The following is an 18,643-nucleotide window of genomic DNA, read 5'->3' as shown; positions in this document are numbered from 1 at the left end:
GGCCGCACAGTATGGCGTGGTGGTCAGGTGCGGGCCCGGATGGCCGCACAGTATGGCGTGGTGGTCAGGTGCGGGCCCGGATGGCTGAGAGCATCACGCGACGGATCAGGCCGCTGCCGAGGCGGATGACGATCCAGTAGCGGCGGAAGGCGCGGCGGGCGTCGGGACTGGTGGCCAGGACCCTGGTCTCGGTGACCAGGCGGACGCGCCCCGGGCCCGCGTCGTCCAGCAGGAAGCTGAACGTCGCCTTCGCGTACCCGGGCTGGTCGAAGGCGCGGAACGCCGCCACGTCGCCGATCGCCGGGGTGCGCTCGGCACGGCCCAGCCGCCACCACTGCCCGACCGTCCCGACGACGAGCTCCCGCATCGGGTCCTCGGCCAGCGGGGTGAAGTTGGGCAGGTTCCGCTTCGGCCGGTCGCCGGGGGAGCGGTCGATCAGCCGGCGGAGGGCGAGCAGCGGCTTGGCCAAGCGGACGTCCTGCGGGTCGAGGTGCGTGATCGCCTGCCAGACGCGGTCGCGGGAGGCGTTGATCACGATCGAGTGCCGCTCCGCCGCGTCCGGGCGGGGGATGAAGTCGTCTACCAGTGTCGGCATGGGGGGCTCCTCGCGCTCGGGGCCTGCTCGCGGCCTCCATACGGTTGCGTATGGAGGCGACTATACGCCGCCGTATGGCAGGCTGTCGGAGCGGGGGACGGTTTTGTGGGGCACGGGGCGGTTCAGCGGTTCCGTGCGGCACGGGGCGGTTCCGCGCGGCACGGGGACGGTGTCCGTCGGCGGAGGGCGGTCGAGCGAGGGGAGGCGTGGGGTGGCTGAGCGAGGGAAACGTGGGGTGGCGGAGCGGTTGGGGCCGGACGACTGGGCGAGGGCCGCGCTGGCCGCGCTCGCGGAGGGTGGCCTGGGCGCTGTGGCGGTGGAGCCCGTCGCGGTACGGCTCGGCGTCTCGAAGGGCAGCTTCTACTGGCACTTCGCCAACCGCCGGGCGCTGGTCGAGGCAGCCCTGGCGTACTGGGAGGCCGGGACCGAGCGGGTCATCGCCCGGCTGGAGTCGCTCGACGAGCCGGTGGCGCGCATGCGGACCCTGCTGGACCTGGCCTTCGGTGACGCGGAGAACGCGGCGATCTCGTTCCGGCTGATCAGCGAGGTGGACGATCCGCTGGTCGGCGCGGTGGTGCGGCGGGTGAGCCGGCGTCGCCTGGAATTCATGCAGGAGGTACTGCGGGAGCTCGGCCAGCCGGAGGAGGAGGCGCGCAGGCGGGTGCTGGCGGCCTACGGCGGCTACCTCGGACTGGCCGCCCTCGTGCGCATCGGGGCGGCCGACGAGGTGCCGGGCTCCCTGGTCGACCTGGCCATGGCCGAGTTGGGCCTCCCCCCGGCCGCCTCCTCATGACGACGACGCCCCTCACCAAGGCGACGCCCCTCGTGAAAGCGCGCCGGGGGTCACATCTTCGCGATGACCTCCTCCGCGAAGCGTTCCATGGTGGCGATCTTGAGCTCCAGGGTGCCCTCGCCGTACCGCTGCTTCTCCTCAGGGGTGGCCAGCCACCACGGGGCGGCCATCGTCCCGGTGACGCCCTTGGCGGCGAAGTGCCGGAACGTGTCGGCGTCCGGTAGCACCGCCAGCGGGGCGATGATCTCGAAGGGCCCGGTCCTGCCGTACTCGTCCAGCCATCCCCGTAAGGAGTCGAGCACGGTGTCGAGCTGCTCCTCTGTGTAGATGCGGTTGCCGATCCAGCCGTCGCCCAGCTTGGCCGCCCGGCGCAGCGCGGCGTCGCTGTCGCCGCCCACCATGACCGGGATCGGCTCGGCGGGGGTGGGCGAGATGGACAGCTCGGGCAGGTCGTCGATCGTGACGGTATCGCCGGTCCAGAGGTCCCGGAGCACCGGGATCATCTCGTTGAGCCGCCGCCCACGCGTGTGGAAGTCCTGGCCGGTGGCGGCGAACTCCTCCGTGCACCACCCGACGCCCACCCCGAACGTGACGCGGTCCCGCGACAGTACCGCCGCCGTGGACACCTGCTTGGCCACGGTGAACAGGTCGCGGGCCGGGGCGATGTAGACGTTGGGGGCGAAGCGCAGCGTGGTGGTCACCGCGGACATCGCGCCGATCGTCACCCACACGTCCGGCCAGTGCGTCTCGGCGGTCCAGCGCGGCCGGCCGGACCTGGAATAGGGGTACGGGGTCGCGAAGTCGGCGTAGAAGAGGTGGTCCGACAGGGTGAGGGTGTCGAACCCGCACCTTTCAGCCGTCCTGGCCAGCTCCAGGAACTGGTCGGTGTCCGCGAACGAGGCTCCCAGCCAGAATTTCACTGGAACTCCGGGATGACCTTGGTGGCGAACATCTCCAGGTTCCGCTTGACCGTGTCGAGCGGCAACACGCCCTGCTGTCCCTGCATGTAGAGGCCGAACCACTCCAGGTCGGGCATCCGGTCGAGCATCCGCTGGATGCCGCGCTTGACGTCGTCGGGGGTGCCGAACAGCGCCATCTCCACGTCGTTCATGCGCTTGGCGTCGCCCTTCTCGGGGGAGATGGGCTTGTGTTTCTCGTCCTCCTTCTTCCGCAGCACCTCCAGGTAGCCGAACGGGCCGAAGAAGGCGGCGAAGTCCTTGGGGATGCTCCGGCCGAAGGTGTTGATCGCCTCTTCGGTCGTGTCCGCGATGCCGACGATCTTGAGGATGCCGGTGTGCTCGCCCAGTTTGTAGTCGCGGCCCTGCCGGGCGGACTCCTCCTGGTAGAGCTTGGCCTTGGCGGCGTGGTCGTCGGGGTTCGGGGTGAACATCCACGGCAGGATGTTCTCCTGCGCGGCCCTGACGACCGAGCGGTCGGAGATCGTGAACGGCTGCCACAGCTCGGGATGCGGGTTCTGGTACGGCCGCGGGCAGACCGAGATGGCCTGCACCTTGTCGTCGTCGGAGATCTCACCCGGGGCGCCGAACGTCTTGGTCCACTCCAAGGCGGGCCAGCCCTCGATGCCGTCGAACGGATAGGGCACCTCGTAGTCCAGTACGTCGGACTTGTAGCGGAGCGTCTCCTGGGTCCAGGCCATCTTCATGATCTTCAGCACTTCACCGAAGACGTCGAAGTTCCGCGTGTCGGAGGCCGAGCCGTCGGAGCGGGCGGCCGCCGCGTGCCAGCGCTGGCCCAGTACGTTCATCCACCGGTTCTGGTAGCCCCTGGCCACACCCAGCCGGAGCCGTCCCTTGCAGAACTGGTCGAGCAGCGCCACGTCCTCCGCCGCCCGGATGGGGTCCCAGGCCGGCAGCACCATGCCGAGCGGGGCGAGCAGGATGCGTTCGGTCCTGGCCGCGAGGTCGGTGAGGAACATCAGGGGGTTGACCGAGAACTCCATGCCTTCCGAGTGGAAGTGGTGCTCTGTCATCATCAGCGCGTCGAAGCCGATCTGGTCGGCGTGGACGGCTATCTCCCGCACCTCGTGCAGCAGGTTCTGGTACGACTCCGTGTCACGTCCGATGGGCCGCTTGGCCTTGGCGTTCTCCTCGGCCGCGTATCCGGAGCCTGGAATCTGCGGATTCAGGAAGATGGAAAACTTCACCGGGAGACCTCTTTCCGCGGGGCGCTTCTCTGTCCGGCAAGCTACTCTAGAAATCTTAGCCGAGCAATCGCTTGGTTGACGTCAAGGAGAGTCGTATGCGGCTTGGTGTCACCATGTTCACCACGGATCTGGGCATGCCGGTCGTGGACCTGGCCAAGGCTGCCGAGGAGCGCGGATTCCACTCGCTCTACGTACCGGAGCACACGCACATCCCGGTCTCGCGGCGCACGCCGCACCCGATGGGGCTGGGCGAGCTGCCCGAGGAGTACAAGCGCGTGCTGGACCCGCTCGTCGCGCTGTCGTTCGCCGCCGCCGCCACCGAGCGGCTGGTCGTCGGCACCGGCATCCTGCTCGCCGCCCAGCGCGACCCCATCGTGACCGCCAAGGCGATCGCCACCCTCGACCACCTCTCCGGCGGGCGCGTGGTGGTCGGCGTCGGCTTCGGCTGGAACGTGGAGGAGATCGAGAACCACGGCGTGGCCTACGACCGGCGGCGCGAGGTCGCGCGGGCCAACGTCCTGGCCATGCGGAAGCTGTGGCGGGACGAGGTGGCCGAGTTCGAGGGGTTCGAGCCGTCGTGGTCGTGGCCCAAGCCGATCCACGAGCCGCCCGTCTACATCGGCGGCGCGGCGGGTCCGAAGCTGTTCGCGCACGTCGCCGAGTGGGCCGACGGCTGGATCCCGATCGGCGGCAAGGGGATCAAGGCCGCGCTACCCGCCCTGCGCGAAGCCTGCGAGAAGGCCGGGCGGCCGATGGCCAAGGTCATCCCCTTCGGGACATTGCCGACCAGGGAGAAGCTCGACTACTACGCCGAGCTGGGCATCGAGGAGTCGGTGGCCAGCCTGCCCAGCGGATCGGCCGAGGAGATCCTGCCGCTGCTCGACCAGTACGCCCAGCTGACCTGAGACTGCCGTACTGTCGGAGCCTTCCCGGAGGAGGTCGAGGCGATGCGGCGGGCACGGGGACGGGCGTGGCAGGTGGTCGTGGCCGGTGTCGGGTTGGCCATGGGGGTGGCCGGGTTCGTGCTCTGGTTGCGGGGGGCGCAGAGCCCCGGGCTGGCGGGACAGTGGACGGGGTCGGCAGACACGAGGTCGGCGGATACGGGCGCCGGCTTCCCGGTGGCGATGGAGTTGGCGGAGGGCGGTTCGGCTCTGCGGTGGGGCGCGGGGCTGCGGTGTTCGGGGCGGCTGAGTCCGATCAGGAGCCGGCTCGTGTTCGCGCTCGACCGGGTCAAGGGCGAAGGGTGTGTTCCGGGGACGCTGCGGGTGTTCCCGACGCCGGAGCCGGACCAGGTGGTCATCAAGATGACACGTCAGGGTGACACGGACATTACCTATTCAGCCACGCTCTCACGACATTCTTGACGGGATGTGTCACGGTCAGGCGGCATTGCGTCGATCACCGTTGACTGTCCGGCGTCCGTTGCCTTCAGTTGGATGCAGAGTGGATGCAGATGGTGGGTGGCGGCGAGGGGAGGCAACCCCGTGCCAACGGCACAGCCACTCAGAACGGGGGATCCGCGGCGGCTCGGCGCCTACGAGCTGTCCGGGCGTCTGGGCGAGGGCGGCCAGGGCGTGGTGTACCTCGGGACGAGGGCCGAGGACGTCTACGCGGTCAAGCTGCTGCACGGGCCCGTGGGGGACGAGAAGGTGGCGTTCCTGCGGGAGGTGGAGCTGGCCAAGCACGTGGCGCGGTTCTGCACGGCCCAGGTGATGGACGCCGGGTTCGACGAGGGCCGGCCGTACATCGTGAGCGAGTATGTGGACGGGCCGTCGCTGCAGCGCGAGGTCGCGCTCACCGGGCCGCGCCGTGGCGCGGCGCTCGAACGGCTCGCCGTGAGCACGGTCACCGCGTTGGCGGCGATCCACCGGGCGGGCATCGTGCACCGTGACTTCAAGCCCCAGAACGTGCTGCTCGGCTCGGACGGGCCACGGGTGATCGACTTCGGGCTGGCCAGGGCGCTGGACGCGGCGGCCACGGTGAGCGGGCGGGGAGTGGGCACGCCCGCGTACATGGCGCCGGAGCAGATCACCGCGTCGGCGCTCACGGGAGCGGCGGACGTGTTCTCGTGGGCCGCCACGATGTGCTTCGCGGCGAACGCGTCGGCGCCGTTCGGGCAGGACTCGGTGGCGCCGGTGCTGCATCGCATCCTGACCGCGCCGCCGGAGCTCGGGCGGCTGGACGGGTCGTTGCGGGAGCTGGTGGTGGCCTGCCTGGACAAGGACGCCAGGAACCGGCCGACCAGCCGGGAGTTGCTGCTGGCGCTGCTGGGTGACGCCGGCTCCGCGCCGCCGGAGGTGCTGCGCTCGCCGCCGTCGCACATCCTGCGGGTGACGTCCGCCCCGTCGGTGCCGCGTGGAGGGCCGGACCGGCTGCCGCCGCCCTACCCGATGGCCGAGCCGGAGGCGACGGGGGCGGCCGGCGGCTACCGGTGGCCGGGCTCCTCGCCAGAGGGTGTCGCGTCGTGGTCGCCGACGGTCCCGCGGCAGGGCCTCGGGGAGCCGGACGCCCGGCCGAACGGTGCCGGGGAGCCGGACGTCCGGCGGAACGGTGCCGGGGAGCCGGACGTCTGGTGGAACGGTGCCGGGAAAGCCGGTCCACCCCACGACAACGCCGGGAAAGCCGGTCTGCCCCACGACAGTGCCGGGGATGCCGGTCCGCCCCATGACGGCGCCATCTCTCCCGGCGACGGCGGCGTCTCTCCAGGCGGCGGTGCCGTCTCTTCCGGTGGCGTTCCCGTGGGACTGTTGGGCGAGCAGGGGAAGGGCACCCGTCAGGCGGTGGGCCGGGCGGCGCTCGCGGTCACCGCCGCGCTCCTCGTGAGCGGCGCCGTGCTGGTCAGCGTGCTGGTGCCGACGTTCAGGGATGAGAAGGAGGCGCGTCCGCAGGCGGCCGTCCGGCCGTCGGTCGTGACGACCGAGCCGTCCGCGACCACGTCCCCGCCCGATCGGGCGGGGAGCAAGCGGGGAGAGCAGCCGGGGGAGAGCCATGTGCCCTCCACCCACGGACCGTCCGTCGGACTCGCCGGGGTGCGGGTGCCGGTGGTGGCCGGGATGGGGCGGTCGGCGGCGGTCGCGGCGATCAAGCGGGCCGGGTTCGTGGTGGGAGAGGTCACGCAGGTCGACTCGCGGCGGAAGATCGGCCAGGTGCTGGGCAGCAGTCCCAGCGGCGGGGCCACGGTGGCGCGGGGGAGCACGGTCTCGCTTCAGGTGTCGGCGGGACTGGCGGTGCCGTCGGTCGTCGGGGTGGAGCGCAAGCAGGCTGAGGCGGTCCTGGTCAAGGCCGGGCTGGTGGTCGGCGCGGCGAAGAGCACCTGCTCCGATCGGCCGGAGGGGCAGGTGCTGTCCAGCGAGCCGGGGGCGGGGAGCCGGGTTTCGGGCGGTGCGAAGGTGACGCTGGTCGTCGCCCGCAACGGGGCTACGGTGCCGTCCGTCGTCGGGCAGTCCAAGGCGGCGGCTCGGGCGGCGCTGCGGGGGGCCGGGTTCGTCGTGAGTTTCAAGACGCAGGTGGTCACGGACGACGCGCAGGTGGACGTGGCGATCGCGCAGAGCGTCGCGGCCGGGAGTTGTGCCAAGGCGGGGGGCGCCGTGGTCGTGACCATCGGTGTCGCGGGCCAGGACGGTCCCGATCCGACCGAGCCCACGCCGACGGTCACCGTGGAGACGCCTCCGCCGACGGACTGACAGCCCCGGGTGTGACGTCCACGATCTCGCCCCGCAGGCGGGACCGCTCGGCCGCCCAGGCGATGAGATGGCTGTGCAGGCTCTCGCTCGGTGAGGAGAGGATCGGGGCGCGGTCGCGGGTGCGTACCGCCGTCAGGAACGCCGCCACCAGCGCCTCGTCACCGCCGCCGTGTCCACCACCGGCGGTGGCGTCGCCCGTGGGGCGGGTGTCGATCGTGTCGGTGCCGCCGGTGAGGAAGTCGGTGACGGTGAGGCGGTCGCCGTCGCCCTCGATCGAGCCGCGGGTGCCGAAGATCCGGGTCTGCCGGTGCGCGGCGGGGGTGAAGGCGGTCATGGTGAACGCGACGGTTATGCCGCCCTCGAACTCGAGGTTCACCACCTGGTGGTCGACCACGTCGTTGTCGCAGGCGTACACGCACCTGCCGTACGGGCCGGTCCTGAGCGCTTCGAGGACGCCGCGCTCGGAGACGTCGTCGGTGACCACGTTCAGCGGCCACGCCTCCTTGCCCGCCAGCGGCAGGTAGATGCGCTTGGCCGAGTAGGGGCAGGCGTCCTCGACGGCGCAGTCCAGGCAGCGGTCGGCCGCGCCCTCGGGCCGGTGCTCCGGCCGGAAGTGCTGGAGGCCGCCGAACGACGACACCTTGGTGACCTGCCTGCCGGTGAGGTGGACGAGCCAGTCGAGGTCGTGGCAGGACTTGGCGAGCAGCATGAACGTCGACTCGTCGGACCTGCGCCAGTTGCCGCGGACGTAGGAGTGCGCCTGGTGCCACCAGCCGACCGGCTCCAGGTGCTGGATGCTGACGATCTCGCCGATCCGGCCGGCGTCGAGCAGCGCCTTCAGCGCGCGGGTGTAGGGCGTGTAGCGCAGTACGTGGCAGACCGCGAAGATCGCGTCGGAGCGCTCGGCGGCGGCCACGATCGCCCGGCAGTCGTCCTCGGAGACGGCCATCGGCTTCTCCAGCAGGATGTCGTAGCCCAGCTCGGCGAACCGGACCGCGGGCTCGACATGATCGGCGTCCTGCGTCGCGATGATCACGGCGTCGGCCTGCCGGGGGAGCGCCGCCAGCTCGCGCCAGTCCGCGTACGGCGTCGCGCCGGGGTGCCTGGCCCGGCGGCTCTCGACCGGATCCGCCACCGCGACCACCCGCGCCCCGCCGGACTCGACGGCATGGCGAGCGTAGGAGGTGCCCCGAGAACCCGCGCCGACGATGGCGAGAGTCACCATTACGCCTCCACTTATGTAACCAGTTTCCGTATGTCGGCCGATGCTAGGATCCGCGGAGTCGGTCGTCAAGAGGGAAGTTATGAGAGAGGGTCACGAAAGTTGACCGAACTCCGGCCGGGAGACGCTTCGCTGTTGCGCAAGGTCAATACCCAGGCGACGCTCAGCGCCCTGCGGCGCGAGGGCGTGTCCACGCTGACCCGGCTCGGCCGGATCACCGGCCTGTCCAGGCAGACCGTCGAGGCGGTGCTCGACGAGCTGACGGACCGGGGCTGGGTCCGGGAGGCGCCGCCCGACGAGGGGGTCATGGGACGGCCCGCCCGCCGGTTCGGGTTCCGGGCGGACGCCGGCTACGTGGTGGGCGTCGACGTGGGCGGCGAGCGGATCGTCGTCTCGGTGGCCGACCTCAACGGCGAGGTCGTCGCCCGCGAGCGGGTCGCCGTCTCCGAGGAGGCCGCGGCTCCCGTGCGGCTGGAGGCGGCCCGCCGCGCCGCGTTGGCCTGTGTCGACGGCGCGGGCGTCTCGCGAGCGCGGGTGCTGGCCGTGTCGGCGGGCACTCCGGGCGTCGTCGACCGTTCGGGTCGGGTGTCGCTGTCGATCACGCTGCCGGGGTGGACCGGCGTGGACCTGGCGGGGGTGGCCGGGCGGTGGTTCGGCTGCACGGCGCTGGCCGCCAACGACGCGAACCTGGCGGCGCTCGCCGAGCACTGGCGGGGCAGCGCCCAGCACGCCTCCGACGTCGTCTACATCCTGGTCGGCCACCGGCCGGGCGCGGGCATCCTCATCGGCGGGCGCCTGCACCGGGGCCGGTCGGGCGCCGCGGGCGAGATCGGCACGCTGCGCCAGGTCGGGTGGGAGGACGCCGCGATGGAACTGGTCAAGGAGGGCGGCGCGGCGGAGGTGTTCGCGGCGGCGGGCGCGGGTGACGCGCACGCGGCGCACCGGGTGGACCGGTACGCCGAGAACCTGGCGATCGGCGCCGCGGCGCTCGTGCTGGCCGTGGACCCCGACCTGCTGGTGATCGGCGGCGGCTACTCGCGGGCGGGCGACGTGCTGCTCGGCCCGCTCCGCCGCCACCTGGCCGAGCTCTGCCTGAGCGCGCCCGAGGTGGTCGCCTCGACGTTCGGCGACGAGTCCGTAGCCCTGGGCGGGGTGCGGTTGGCGCTCGACCACGTCGAACGCGAGGTGCTGGGCCTCTAGATGCCTCTAGATGGCCAGGGCGGTGCGGACCAGCAGGTCGCGTACCGTCTCCTCGGGCAGGTCCATCGTCTGCACGACGCCCCACTGCAGGGCGCCGATCACGGCCCAGCCACGGATCCTGGCACCGGCGTCGGGGTCAGGCCCGGCGAGCCTGGCGAAGATCTCGTCCCTGAACGGCCTGATGGCCTCGCCCCGCGAGCCCGGCAGCGCGTCGTCGGCGCCGACGATGTCCTCCATCAGCAGGCGGATCACCGTGCGGTGCCGTACCACGAAGGTCGCCAGCGCCTCGACGAACGCCTGCCTGTCGCCCGCGAAGTCGGTGTCCAGCAGGACGAGGACGTCGTCGCCGGCGGGCGCGGTGAGCTCGGCGGCCAGCCGGTCCTTGGGATGGAAGTGGTAGGCCACGGCCGTCTTGGTCAGGCCCACGGCGGCGGCGATGTCGGCCAGCGAGGTGGCCGCGTAGCCATGGGTCGCGAACAGCTCCCTGGCGGCGGCCAGAATCCGGGAACGCGTGTCGTCGGGTGTGTTCATCATCTCATTTCCCCGTGATCTACAGCCTTCCGGATATTTCGTGTTTAACGTAGCCCTGTACGACCGTACAGGACGGCCGTCGAGTTGGGGGAGCTGGCGATGACGCGCTTTCTTGGACGACTGGGTGGCTGGTGCGCGCGGCACGGGCGGATCGTGCTGGCGTTATGGGTGATCGCGGCGGCCGGACTGATGGGCGGCAGCCTGGCGCTCGGCCGTCCGGTGAGCAGCGACGTGACGATCCCCGGCACCGACGCGCAGCGGGCGCACGACCTGATGCTCACGGGCTTCGGCCCCGGCTTCGCGCCGGGCGGGACCGTACAGCTCGTCCTTTACTCGGACAAGGGCACGCTCATCGACCCGGCCAGCAAGCGGGCCGTGGAGCAGGCCGCGGACCGCATCCGCACGGTGCCGCACGTGGTGGCGGTCGACACGCCGTCCTTCCGGGGCGGCCTCGCCCCGAACCTGCGCATCGGGCTCATCACCGTGCGCATGGAGGGGCACGACAACACCAAGCTCGCCGAGACCACGCAGGCGCTGTCGAAGGCCGCCGACCCGGCTCGGGCCGCCGGGCTGGAGGTCGTGCCCGCGGACGCCTCGACCCCGGCCGACAAGGAGATCAAGACCGGGCCCAGCGAGATCATCGGCGTGGTGTGCGCGCTGCTGGTGCTGGTGTTCGCGTTCGGGACGCTCACGGCGGCGCTGGTGCCGATCTTCACCGCGCTGGTCAGCGTCACCGCGGGACTGGGCGTGATCGGCCTGCTCGGGTACGTCGTGGACGTGCCGAAGCAGGCGGGCATCATGGCCACGATGATCGGGCTGGGCGTGGGCATCGACTACGCGCTGTTCCTGCTGTCGCGGCATCGCCGGCTGCTGGAGTCCGGCGTGGGCGTGGCGGAGTCGGTCCGGCGTACCGTGGCGAGCTCGGGCGGCGCGGTCGTGTTCGCGGGCGGCACGGTGATCATCGCGCTGAGCGCGCTGATGTTCGGCGGCTTCCCGCTGCTCAGCACGCTCGGGTGGATCACCGGTGTCTCCGTGGTGAGCGCCGTGCTCACCTCCGTCACGCTGGTGCCCGCCCTGTTGGGGCTGCTCGGGCACCGCGTCAACTCGCTGCGGATCCCGTTCCTCGGCAGGAGGCGGCCCGAGGGGTCCGGGTGGGCCGGTCTGGGCGCGTGGGTGGCGCGGCGGCCGTGGCGGGCGTTGCTGTCGAGCGTGCTCGTGCTGGGCGCCCTCGCCGCTCCCGCCCTGGCGCTCAAGCTCGGACCTCTGGACGCGGGGTACGGCGCGCAGGGGACGGACTCGCGGCGCGCGTACGAGCTCATGGCCACCGGGTTCGGCCCCGGCGGCAATGGCCCGCTGATCGTCATCGCCACGCTGCCCGGCAAGGTCGCGAAGGCCACCGATCCCATCGTGGACCGGATCTCCCGGGAGATCGACGCGGTGGACGGCATCGCGCACGTCGCCCCGGCCAAGGTGAACACCTCAGGCCGCTCGGTGATGATCCAGGCCATCCCGGACTACGCGCCGAGCGACAACCGCGCCGCCGAGGTGGTGCGGGAGGTCCGGGCCATCTCCGTGCCGGGCGTCGGGCTGCACGTGGGCGGCAAGGTGGCCGCCATGGTGGACGCGGGCGACCGCATGGCCGAGCGTACGCCGCTGGTCATCGGTGTGGTCGTGCTGCTCAGCGCGCTGTTGCTGCTGCTGGCCTTCCGCGCGCCGGTGGTCGCGATCAAGGCGGCCCTGATGAACCTGGTGTCTCTGGGGGCCGCCTTCGGCGCGCTGGCGCTGGTCTTCTCCTTCGGGCTGGGGAGCGGGCTGGTCGGCATGGACGCGCCGTCCAACGCCTCGTACCTCCAGACGATCTTCTTCAGTGTGCCGATCGAGAGTTATGTGCCGCTGATGCTGTTCGCGGTGCTGTTCGGTCTCTCGATGGACTACGAGGTCTTCCTGCTGACGTCCGTACGGCAGGCGTACCTCAGGCACGGCGACAACAGCCGCGCGGTCGCCGAGGGGCTGGGCGCGACCGGACGGGTGATCACCTCGGCGGCGCTCATCATGGTGGCGGTGTTCGTCGCCTTCATCGCCTATCCGGATCCGATGGTCAAGACGTTCGGCGTGGGGCTGGCGGTGGCCGTCGCCGTGGACGCCACGATCATCCGCGGCTTCCTCGTCCCGGCCACCATGGTGCTGCTCGGCCGCCTGAACTGGTGGTGCCCTCGCTGGCTGGACCGCCTCCTGCCGAACCTGTCGGTCGAGGGGCACGAGGAGGAGCCTGCCGCCGAGGCGCCCGCCAAGGATCTGGTCGCGGCCGGCTAGCGGATCCACAGGCAGAACGGGTGGCCGGCAGGGTCGAGGTAGACGCGGACGTCCTCCTGTGGCTGGTAGTCGGCGAGGGTCGCGCCGGCCGCCTCCGCGTGGGCGCCGGCCTCGTCCAGGTCGTCCACCTCGAGGTCGAGGTGCATCATCATCTGCTGGTCGCCGGGGCCGGCCGGCCAGACGGGTGGCACGTGCGCCTCGTCGGTGCTGAACGACAGCCCGGCGCCGCCACCGTGCGGGGGGCGGAGGGTCACCCAGCCGGGTTCGTCCTCTCCGATCCGCCAGCCCAGGAGTCGCTGGTAGAAGATCGCCAGGGCCTTGGCGTCCGTGGACTCCAGCACGGTGGCCGAGAGGCTGAAATGTGGCGTCGTCACGGGACCATGTACTGGTCGTGGCGCAGGTACAGGTCCGTCCACTCCTCGTCGGTGAGCTGCCTGCCGGTGCTGACGATGTCGGCCAGCTCCTCGAAGTACGCCTCGCGCGGCGCCCCCGGCGTGAACAGGATCAGCATCGAGACGGGCGCGCCGGACTCGTTGCGGAATCCGTGCACGCCGCCCTCCGGCACGTGCAGGAAGTCGCCGGGCTTGCCCTCCGCCCACTGCTTGCCGTTGTAGAGATTGACGGTGCCGGACAGGACGTAGAACGACTCGGTGATCGTCCGGTGGAAGTGCGCCCCGGCGCCGCCGGGGCGCGGGCCCATCTCCCAGCGGTACAGGCCGAACGCGCCGTTGGTCGACGCGCCGGTGCCCAGGTAGTGGACGTCGGTGCCCCGGGGGTCGGCGCCGGGGGCGTACATGCGGAGGTCGGGTGGCGTGGTGGCCGGGCGCAGGACGCCGCTGGCCTCACCCGTGTCGGCCAGGTATCGCGCGTCAGGGTATGACATGTCGTGACTCCTCGCTGTTCCTTATGGAATGCGAGGTTAGAAGACGACCACCGTTCTGGCCACCGCGCCCCGCCGTACCTGCTCGACGGCCTCGTTGAGCTGCTCCAACGCCACCCGTTCCGTGATCAGCCCGTTGAGGTCGAGCCGCCCGCGCAGGAACTGACCGGCCAGCATCGGCAGGTCCCGGTGCGGGGCGGCGTCGCCGCCCTGGGTGCCCATCAGGCGGCGCGAGGAGAACAGCAAGGCCGGGTCGATCTCGACGGGCTGACCGGCGGGCGGGCTGCCGACCATGACCGTGGTGCCGCCCGGCGCGGTCGCCGCGAACGCGCTCGCCAGCACGCCGGGCACGCCGGTGACGTCGAAGGCGTACTCGACGCCGCCCCTGACCAGCTCGCCGACCTGGGCGGGGAGGTCGTCGGGCACCAGGGTGTGGGTGGCGCCGAACCGCTCGGCCAGCTTGAGCTTCTGGTCGGCCACGTCGGCGGCGATGATCGTGGTCGCGCCGGCCAGCACCGCGCCCTGGATGACGTTGAGCCCGACGCCGCCGCAGCCCACCACCAGGACGCTGGAGCCGGGCACGACCTGGGCGACGTTCATGACGGCGCCCACGCCCGTGACGACGCCGCAGGCCAGCAGGCACATGGCGGCGAAGGGCGCGTCCTTGGGGATCTTCACGCAGGTGGCCTCGCGGACCACGGCGTACTCGGCGAACGAGCCGATGCCGATGAACCGCCGGGTCTCCTGGCCGTCGAGGGTGATCCGCGGCTCGCCACCCATGATCGCGGTCATCCTGGCCGGGCCGGAGCACAGGGGGAAGCGGCCCGCGCCGCAGTTACGGCACTTGCCGCAAGGCCCGCTCATAGAAATGATCACATGGTCGCCCGGCTTGACGGCGGTCACGCCGGTGCCGACGCTCTCGACGACGCCGGCGCTCTCGTGGCCGAGGACGAACGGCAGCTTGTGGACGACCGGACTCTTGCCGTCGATGGCCTTGAGGTCGGAGCCGCAGACGCCGGACGCCTTGATCTGTACGCGTACCTCTCCAGGGCCGGGATCGGCGATCTCCACCTCGCGGATCTCCATGGGCTGGTGGAAACCGGTCAGTACGGCCGCGCGCATCAGCATGCGCCTCACGCTAGCCGGGCGGTTGATTGTGAGCAAGCGATTGCTCGGCACCGTTGACACCCCTCGCGGGCAAATTTACGCTGACCAAAACCAAGCGAGCGCTAGGCCAAAGCGGCTGCGCGCCTTGCCGTACAAAGGTGAGAACGATGGTGCGACGACATCAACGGCGGGGCGCGGCGGTGATGCTGGCGGTAGCGCTGCTGGCAGGGTGCGCGGCCCAGCAGAAGAGCGCCGCCGGTGGCACGGCGGGCGTGACCGACACGAGCGTGAAGGTCGGCGGGGTGCTCACGAAGACCAGCGCCAGCGGCTACTCCACCAAGGACGCCGAGATCGGGGCGAAGGCCAGGTTCGAGCGGGCCAACGCCGAAGGCGGCGTCAACGGACGGAAGATCGAGTTCGTCGGCGCGGAGGACGACGGGCAGGACGCGGCCAAGGGCGACGCCGCGGCCAAGAAGCTTGTGCAGAAGGACCAGGTGTTCGCGCTGGTGCCGGTGCACGCGCCCAACTTCGGCGGGGCCGCCTTCCTGGAGCAGCAGGGCGTGCCGTGGTTCGGCTGGGCGACCGGCCCGCAGTGGTGCGGTACGAAGACCGGATTCGGTTACAGCGGCTGCCTGGCGCCCAAGAAGGGCGCGGGCTCGCAGACCTGGTGGGGCAGCCAGATGGCCGACCTGCTCGGCGGTGCGAGCGGCAAGACCGTGTACGTGCAGACCACCGACTCCAGCGGCAGCAAGTACGGCGGCACCACGATCTCGCAGTCGTTCCAGGCGGCGGGGTTCAAGCTGGTCGGGCTCAACTCCGGCCTGCCGGCCGCGGCGCCGCCGCCCGACTGGCTGCCGTACGTCAACAAGATCATGACGTCCAACGGCGGCAAGGCGCCCGATGTCCTGGTGTCGATCATCGCCGGCACCAAGTTCAACGTGGGCCTCTACTCGGCGCTGAAACGGGCCGGCTACAAAGGCGTGCTGACCGACGCCACCAGCTACGACCCGGCCATCCTGAAGGACCCGGCCAGCGCGCAGGCGCTGGAGGGCGTGGTGGCCGCGCCGATGTTCGAGCCGTTCGAGTCGACCGCGCCGGAGATCGCCGTGTTCAAGGCCGACGTCGAGAAGGTGTCGCCCGGCGCCACGCTGACCCAGCACATGGCCATCGGCTACTGGGCGGCCGACATCTTCCTCGACATGCTGAAGAAGACCGGCAAGGACCTGACCAGGGAGAAGTTCCTGGCCACCGGCAACGGCTCGTACACCTACGAGAACGCCGGCTTCGGCCGGGTCCAGTACCCCAAGGACCACAATGAGCCGAACGGCTGTGGCGCCCTGGTCAGGTTGGAGGGCGGCGCCTTCCAGGTGGCCAAGAGCATGAAGTGCTTCGACAACGTGCCGCTCAAATGATCCTTGGCTACCTGCTCAGCGGCCTGGTCACCGGGGCGATCTTCGCCGTCATGGGGTCCGGCCTGACGCTGTCGTACGCGGCGACCGGGGTGTTCAACTTCGCCCACGGCGCCGTCGGGTTCCTGACCGCCCTGCTGTTCTATCAGCTCAACCTGGCCGCCGGCCTGCCCGCGTGGCTGGCGGCGCTGCTGGCCGCCGGGATGTTCGCGCCCGCGCTGGGCTACCTGTTGCACCTGGCCATGTTCAGGGGGCTGAGCCAGGCGGGGGAGACCGCGCAGATCGTCGGCACGATCGGCCTGACGATCGCGCTGCCCGCGCTCGGCCTGTTCGTCGTGGACCTGCTCGGGCTGCCGAGCGCCGACGGCACGACGCTGCCGCGCGGACTCGGGCCGCATCCGGCGCTCGGCTTCGAGGTGCTCGGCGCGCGCCTCGACACCGACCAGCTCATCACGTTCTGCTTCTCGGCCGTGGCCGCGCTCGGGTTGTGGGCGTTCATGCGGCACACGCCGTACGGGCTGCGCATGCGAGCCTCCGTCGACCGGCGGCGGCTGGCCACGCTGCGCGGCATCGACGTGGACGCCACCTCGGCCCTGGCCTGGATGCTCGGGTCGGGGCTGGCGGGACTCGCCGGGGTGCTGGCCGTGCCGGTGCTCGGGCTGGACGCCACCGCCTACACCGTGCTGCTGTTCGCCTCGGCGACGGCCGCGGTGTTCGGGCGGCTGCGGTCGATCCCGTGGACGTTCGCCGCCGGGCTGGCGCTCGGCGTGGTGCAGAACCTGGTCGCCGGATACACCGACTTCCTCCAGGAGATCACCGGGCTGCGGACGGCGGTGCCGGTCATCCTGCTGTTCGCCGGGCTGGTGCTGCTGAACAGGTCGCGCGAACGGGTGGCCGGGAGCGCGGCCGAGGACGCGCCGCCGCCCGACCACCTGGCGGGCGTGCCGCTGTGGCGACGGCGGCTGCCGTGGGTGATCGGGCTGGTGGCGCTGCTCGGCTTCACCTTCGCCGGTTCTGAGTACTACGTGGGCCTGGCCGCCCAGGGCCTCGTGCTGGCGCTGATCTTCTGCTCGTTCGTGGTGGTGACCGGGATCGGCGGCATGGTGAACCTGGCACAGGCCGCCTTCGCCTCCATGGCGGCGCTGACCTGCGGGTGGGCGTTCTCGGCCGGGTGGCCGCTGTTCCCGGCGATCGTGGTGGGGGTGCTGGCGGCGAGCGCGGTGGGCATGCTGGTGGCGCTGCCCGCGCTCCGGCTCGGCGGGCGGGTCCTCACGCTGGCCACGCTGGCGCTGGCCCTGCTGGCCGACCAGGTGCTGTTCCAGGTGGACGCGTTCAGCAACGGGACGATCGGCTGGGCGCTGCCCGCGCTCGGCTTCGGTTTCGCCGACACCTCGGATCCGCGGGTGCGGGTGGTGCTGCTGCTCGCGCTGATCGGACTGGTCGGGCTGCTGGTACGCAACCTCGAACGATCGGCGTCCGGGCGGGCGATCCTGGCGGTCCGCTCGGCTCCGGCCGCGGCGAGCACCTCGGGGCTGTCGGGGCCGCGGGCCAAGATCGTGCTGTTCGCGCTGGCCTCGGCCATCGCGGGGCTGGGCGGGGTGCTGTTCGCCGTGTCCAAGGGGTCCATCACCGCCACCGACCTGCCGGCCTTCTCCGGGTTCGTCTGGCTGGCGGTGGTGGTGCTGCAGGGGGTACGGCGGATCGGCGGGGCCGTGGTGGGCGGGCTCGTGGCCGTGGCGGTGCCCGAGCTGCTGGCCACGTGGGGGGTGTCGGCGCAGGTGGGGGCCATCCTGTTCGGGGCCGGGGGGATGATCCTGGCCAAGCATCCGGACGGGGTGCTGGCCCAGCTCGCCGAGTCCCGCCATCGGCGGCGTCAGGCGCGGGCCACCGCCGCCGCCCCGGTACCGGCCGTGTCCGCGTCGGTGCAGCTCGCACCCGCGTCGGCGCAGCCAGCACCCGCTCCCGCACCCGCTTCGTCAGGCGCGTCCGCTTCGTCAGGCGCGTCCGCTTTGTCAAGCGCATCCGCCTCGACCCGAGTGGCAGGCGGGGCCCAAGAGCCGTTGTTCCGGCTGGACGGGGTCGTGGCGGGGTACGCCGACTGCACGGTCCTGCGGGGTGTGGATCTCGAGGTGCGGCCCGGCGAGGTGGTGGCGCTGCTGGGCGCCAACGGCGCGGGCAAGTCGACCACCTGCGCCGTCGCGGCCGGCGATCGGCCGGTGTCCGCCGGACGGGTGCTGCTCGACGGCGTCGACGTCACCGCCTGGCCGGCCCATCGCCGGGCGCGGGCGGGGGTGCTGCTGGCTCCCGAGGGGCGGGGGGTGTTCCCCGGTCTCACCGTGGAGGAGAACCTGCGTACTTGGCTGGCCGAGCCCGACGCCGTCTACGAGCGGATGCCCCAGCTCGCGGCCCGCCGTACGGTGCTCGCCGGCGCGCTGTCCGGCGGCGAGCAGCAGCTGCTCACCCTCGCCCCCGCGCTGGCCCGGCCGCCCCGGGTGCTGATCGCCGACGAACCGTCGCTGGGCCTGGCACCGCTGATCGTGCGGCAGGTGTTCGAGGTGTTCGCCGAGCTGCGTGAGCGCGGGGTGGCGCTGCTGCTGGTCGAGGAGAAGGCCACCGAGGCGCTGGCCATCGCCGATCGGGTCGCGTTCATGCGGCTCGGCCGCGTCGTGTGGGCCGGGCCGCGCGCCGAGGTGGACGGCGACCGCCTGACCGCCGCCTACCTGGGGGTGACGTGATGTCTGTCGCG

General features: G+C 71.7%; 16 protein-coding genes. 8 read left to right on the top strand and 8 right to left on the bottom strand.

Annotation, left to right across the window (positions count from 1 at the left end; all coding sequences use genetic code 11):
* Positions 1-64 precede the first annotated feature (64 nt).
* Positions 65-595 (bottom strand): hypothetical protein, encoded by a 531-nt coding sequence (locus AB0H88_RS43335; protein WP_357654589.1) that lies wholly within the window; start codon positions 593-595, stop codon positions 65-67.
* A 235-nt stretch (positions 596-830) separates the two neighbouring features.
* Between AB0H88_RS43335 and AB0H88_RS43330 the strand changes: the two genes are divergently transcribed.
* Complete coding sequence (locus AB0H88_RS43330; protein WP_357654587.1) at positions 831-1,388, top strand: TetR/AcrR family transcriptional regulator; 558 nt, start codon at positions 831-833, stop codon at positions 1,386-1,388.
* A 50-nt stretch (positions 1,389-1,438) separates the two neighbouring features.
* Here the strand turns inward: AB0H88_RS43330 and AB0H88_RS43325 are convergent, their stop codons facing one another.
* Entirely contained in the window at positions 1,439-2,308 is an 870-nt protein-coding gene (locus AB0H88_RS43325) for a TIGR03619 family F420-dependent LLM class oxidoreductase (protein WP_357654586.1), read from the bottom strand.
* Positions 2,305-3,552: an LLM class flavin-dependent oxidoreductase gene (locus tag AB0H88_RS43320; protein ID WP_357654584.1), complete on the bottom strand. Its 1,248-nt coding sequence runs from the start codon at positions 3,550-3,552 to the stop codon at positions 2,305-2,307. Before AB0H88_RS43320 ends, AB0H88_RS43325 begins: the two co-directional genes overlap by 4 nt.
* Positions 3,553-3,647: 95 nt before the next feature.
* On the opposite strand from AB0H88_RS43320, the gene AB0H88_RS43315 reads away from it, so the two are divergent.
* From AB0H88_RS43315 to AB0H88_RS43305, 3 genes are all read left to right on the top strand, one after another.
* Positions 3,648-4,457 carry a TIGR03619 family F420-dependent LLM class oxidoreductase gene (locus AB0H88_RS43315; protein WP_357654583.1) on the top strand — a complete coding sequence of 270 codons (810 nt, stop codon included), beginning with the start codon at positions 3,648-3,650 and terminating at the stop codon, positions 4,455-4,457.
* Positions 4,458-4,499: 42 nt separating this feature from the next.
* Positions 4,500-4,916: a hypothetical protein gene (locus AB0H88_RS43310; protein ID WP_357654581.1), complete on the top strand. Its 417-nt coding sequence runs from the start codon at positions 4,500-4,502 to the stop codon at positions 4,914-4,916.
* Positions 4,917-5,036: 120 nt separating this feature from the next.
* The gene (locus AB0H88_RS43305) at positions 5,037-7,235 is read left to right on the top strand and encodes a PASTA domain-containing protein (protein ID WP_357654579.1); all 2,199 of its coding nucleotides are present in this window, start codon (positions 5,037-5,039) and stop codon (positions 7,233-7,235) included.
* On the opposite strand, the gene AB0H88_RS43300 is transcribed toward AB0H88_RS43305, so the two are convergent.
* Complete coding sequence (locus tag AB0H88_RS43300) at positions 7,204-8,460, bottom strand: Gfo/Idh/MocA family oxidoreductase (RefSeq protein WP_357654577.1); 1,257 nt, start codon at positions 8,458-8,460, stop codon at positions 7,204-7,206. The genes AB0H88_RS43305 and AB0H88_RS43300 overlap by 32 nt on opposite strands.
* A 132-nt stretch (positions 8,461-8,592) precedes the next feature.
* Between AB0H88_RS43300 and AB0H88_RS43295 the strand changes: the two genes are divergently transcribed.
* Complete coding sequence (locus tag AB0H88_RS43295; RefSeq protein ID WP_357654575.1) at positions 8,593-9,657, top strand: ROK family transcriptional regulator; 1,065 nt, start codon at positions 8,593-8,595, stop codon at positions 9,655-9,657.
* A 6-nt stretch (positions 9,658-9,663) separates the two neighbouring features.
* Here AB0H88_RS43295 and AB0H88_RS43290 read toward each other — a convergent pair whose 3' ends face one another.
* On the bottom strand, positions 9,664-10,191 hold the full coding sequence (locus AB0H88_RS43290) for a helix-turn-helix domain-containing protein (RefSeq protein WP_357654574.1): 528 nt from the start codon (positions 10,189-10,191) through the stop codon (positions 9,664-9,666).
* 96 nt (positions 10,192-10,287) lie between these two features.
* Here AB0H88_RS43290 and AB0H88_RS43285 point away from each other — a divergent pair, with 96 nt between their 5' ends.
* Complete coding sequence (locus AB0H88_RS43285; RefSeq protein WP_357654573.1) at positions 10,288-12,501, top strand: MMPL family transporter; 2,214 nt, start codon at positions 10,288-10,290, stop codon at positions 12,499-12,501.
* Here AB0H88_RS43285 and AB0H88_RS43280 read toward each other — a convergent pair.
* From AB0H88_RS43280 to AB0H88_RS43270, 3 genes are read right to left on the bottom strand one after another with little or no spacing between them, the layout of a single operon-like run.
* Positions 12,498-12,875 (bottom strand): VOC family protein, encoded by a 378-nt coding sequence (locus AB0H88_RS43280; RefSeq protein ID WP_357654572.1) that lies wholly within the window; start codon positions 12,873-12,875, stop codon positions 12,498-12,500. The two genes, AB0H88_RS43285 and AB0H88_RS43280, sit on opposite strands and share 4 nt — an antisense overlap.
* Positions 12,872-13,384, bottom strand: coding sequence for a cupin domain-containing protein (locus tag AB0H88_RS43275; RefSeq protein ID WP_357654571.1), 513 nt, complete (start codon positions 13,382-13,384; stop codon positions 12,872-12,874). Before AB0H88_RS43275 ends, AB0H88_RS43280 begins: the two co-directional genes overlap by 4 nt.
* A gap of 36 nt (positions 13,385-13,420) precedes the next feature.
* A complete protein-coding gene (locus AB0H88_RS43270; protein WP_357654570.1) occupies positions 13,421-14,509 on the bottom strand; it encodes an alcohol dehydrogenase catalytic domain-containing protein in 1,089 nt (362 codons plus the stop codon).
* A gap of 146 nt (positions 14,510-14,655) precedes the next feature.
* Here AB0H88_RS43270 and AB0H88_RS43265 point away from each other — a divergent pair, with 146 nt between their 5' ends.
* Positions 14,656-15,900: an ABC transporter substrate-binding protein gene (locus tag AB0H88_RS43265; protein ID WP_357654568.1), complete on the top strand. Its 1,245-nt coding sequence runs from the start codon at positions 14,656-14,658 to the stop codon at positions 15,898-15,900.
* Positions 15,897-18,632, top strand: coding sequence for an ATP-binding cassette domain-containing protein (locus AB0H88_RS43260; protein ID WP_357654566.1), 2,736 nt, complete (start codon positions 15,897-15,899; stop codon positions 18,630-18,632). Before AB0H88_RS43265 ends, AB0H88_RS43260 begins: the two co-directional genes overlap by 4 nt.
* The last annotated feature ends 11 nt before the right edge of the window (positions 18,633-18,643 follow it).

It is taken from the genome of Nonomuraea sp. NPDC050680, from assembly GCF_040654555.1.
Taxonomy (GTDB): domain Bacteria; phylum Actinomycetota; class Actinomycetes; order Streptosporangiales; family Streptosporangiaceae; genus Nonomuraea.
The sequence above is the reverse complement of the archived record's forward strand: the minus strand, read 5'-3'. Positions and strand labels throughout refer to the sequence as shown.